General features: G+C 46.7%; 4 protein-coding genes. All 4 read left to right on the top strand.

Annotation, left to right across the window (positions count from 1 at the left end; all coding sequences use genetic code 11):
• The first annotated feature begins 441 nt into the window (after positions 1-441).
• Complete coding sequence (locus D1841_RS16515) at positions 442-1,509, top strand: RNA-directed DNA polymerase (RefSeq protein WP_160644723.1); 1,068 nt, start codon at positions 442-444, stop codon at positions 1,507-1,509.
• The gene (locus D1841_RS16520) at positions 1,506-1,751 is read left to right on the top strand and encodes a hypothetical protein (protein WP_160644725.1); all 246 of its coding nucleotides are present in this window, start codon (positions 1,506-1,508) and stop codon (positions 1,749-1,751) included. The genes D1841_RS16515 and D1841_RS16520 overlap by 4 nt, the downstream gene beginning before the upstream one ends.
• Entirely contained in the window at positions 1,748-2,170 is a 423-nt protein-coding gene (locus D1841_RS16525) for a carbohydrate-binding protein (RefSeq protein WP_160644727.1), read from the top strand. The genes D1841_RS16520 and D1841_RS16525 overlap by 4 nt, the downstream gene beginning before the upstream one ends.
• A 170-nt stretch (positions 2,171-2,340) precedes the next feature.
• Positions 2,341-2,507: phage holin family protein (locus tag D1841_RS16530; RefSeq protein WP_160644729.1), on the top strand; the 167-nt coding region annotated here is incomplete at its 3' end.

A 2,507-nucleotide genomic window follows, 5' to 3' on the forward strand; every position in this document is an offset into this window, starting at 1 on the left:
ACAACACAAAACTGAAACCTTCCAGCATTACAACCATTATCCCACCATAGAACGGGCCTTATTATGACTGGTAAATAAAAAAAGATAGCAGATAATGCCAATCTTTATGCCAGTTATTACGCCAATTTCAGTGGTAATTGGAATAATGGAGATAATGCAGGGCCTTTCCAGTTCAATGTGAATTATGCCACCTCGAATTCCAATTCCAATCTTGGCACCCACCAAATGTTTGATCCTTCCTTTTCGATGTTTAGGAATGATGTTACTGCCCCGGCCCCCGGCAACAGAACCGGGCCGGGGCTTTAACAATAAATGGTGCTGTGACTACCCGGCCACTTGGCAGAACACAAAAATTATTTCACCTGTATCAGTAGACTTGAAAATTAACTTTCAAGGTTGACCATTCGGGTTCAAAAAACATCAATGGAAACGGGGTGTTCCATGAAGCGGTACGGCAATATCTATGAAAAAATCTGTGACATGGACAACTTGCGGGAAGCCCACCGGAACGCCCGTAAAGATAAACTGTTCTATGCAGAAGTGGTGATGGTTGACAGCGACCCGGACAAATACCTTTCAGAAATCCGGGAAATGCTGATCAACCACACCTATTCTGTAAATCTGGACGATTACACAATTTCAACTATCAATGACAAGGGAAAACAACGTGAACTTTGGAAACTGCCCTATTTCCCACACCGGATCATTCAATGGGCAATCATGCTTCAGATTGAACCGATCTTCAACAAAGTTTTCACCGGGTTCACTTGTGCTTCCCTTCCAAACCGTGGGATCAAGAAAGCCCAAGAGTTGGTGAACACCTATCTGAAGGACGAACCGGGAACCCAATACTGTTTCAAGATGGACGTTCACCATTTTTACCCAAATATCAATCATAGGATTCTAAAGCGCCTGTTGCGCAAGAAATTCAAAGACCCTGAATTATTGACCCTGCTGGATATCATTATTGACAGCCACCCGCCCAAAGGTGTTCCGATCGGTTCTTATCTATCCCAATACTTAGCCAATTTTTATTTGTCCTACTTTGACCATTGGCTGAAAGAACAGTTACACTTGAAGTATGTTGTTCGCTATATGGATGATCTTATGATTTTCCACCATAGCAAACAGGTACTTCATTGGGTTGCCCGGAAAATCATGGAATACCTTGGAACTTTCCTTGACTTGAGCCTAAAGAAAAATTGGCAAGTGTTCCCCACTTCCACCCGTGGCGCTGATTTTGTCGGTTATAGATTCTTCCACGGGTTTACCCTGCTACGGAAAAAGACCTGTAAGCGATTCAAGAAACACATGGTGTTGATCCGGGAAAAGTGGGAGAGCGGGAAGCGCATTTGTTACAAGGAATGGTGCAGGATCAATAGCTATAAGGGTTGGCTAAAATGGTGTGACAGCTTCCGCCTAGCTGAAAAGTACATTACCCCTGTTTTGGCGGCGGCTGAAGATTATTATATCAATGTCATTAAGAAAAGAAAGGCGGTAACAGCATGAAAGACATGGGCATAGTCCGGGGAAGCCCGGAAATGGCGCAACCTTTGGTGGTTGGCACCGACACGGTTTTTGTTCACACCGACATTGAGCCGGTGACTGAGGATCAGAACGGAAACCCAATCGAAAATGAATTTCAATACCATGAAATTCAGTATGAAAAAGATGAATTTATCAAGTTGTTGGCGGAACAGACCGCCGAAAACAACGGCTTAATGAACACTATTCTGGGGGTGACAGAATGAACCGCAAAGAATTTGTGGCCCAGCAGATGAACCGGGCCTTCCAGCTTATGGCCGATGGGCTGAATCTGCGCGAAAGCCAAGCAATGGAAATTGCCGATCTCTATGAGGGATGGGCTACCGGCAAAGCCTACGCCACCGGAAAGATCGTAAAGTATGGCGTGAACGCCGATGGGGAAACCCAGCTTTACACCGTCCTTCAGGATCACACTTCCCAAGAGAACTGGACACCGGACACGGCCCCCAGCCTTTACAAAAAGGTTGGGTTCACTGATTCCGGGCTTCCGATCTGGACACAACCCCTGGGCGCTTCCGATGCCTACAACACCGGGGACAAAGTTTCCCACAAGGGGAAAGAATGGCTTTCCACCGTTGATGGCAATGTGTGGGAGCCGGGGGTATATGGTTGGGAAGCTGAATAAAGGCCCCTGGAAGGCCCTTACAGGGCCTTTTGCCTTTGGTAGTATAAATTTCATTGCCTGACCTTAAAACGCCGCCTAGCGGCCCAGCAGGGCGGGAATTTGACAAGGTAAAAGCGGCCCCCAATTTGTGGGGCCGTTTTTATATATCATTTTCAGAAAGGATGGTTTACATGAAAGAAGGGTTGTGCGCCGGGATCGGGATTGTGGGGGGCTTTATCGCTTCCTTGTTTGGGGGGTGGGATGCGGCCTTGATCACTCTGCTGATTTTCATGGGTATTGACTACCTGACCGGCCTGATCGTGGCCGGAGTGTTCCACAACTCAGAGAAAACGCCTAA

Source organism: Neglectibacter sp. X4 (genome assembly GCF_009917365.1).
GTDB lineage: Bacteria > Bacillota > Clostridia > Oscillospirales > Acutalibacteraceae > Acutalibacter.

Bases quoted from the DNA above. Each gene is read 5' to 3' on its own strand.
- D1841_RS16515 (WP_160644723.1), top strand. From the start codon at position 442: ATGAAGCGGTACGGCAATATCTATGAAAAAATCTGTGACATGGACAAC.
- D1841_RS16520 (WP_160644725.1), top strand. From the start codon at position 1,506: ATGAAAGACATGGGCATAGTCCGGGGAAGCCCGGAAATGGCGCAACCT.
- D1841_RS16525 (WP_160644727.1), top strand. From the start codon at position 1,748: ATGAACCGCAAAGAATTTGTGGCCCAGCAGATGAACCGGGCCTTCCAG.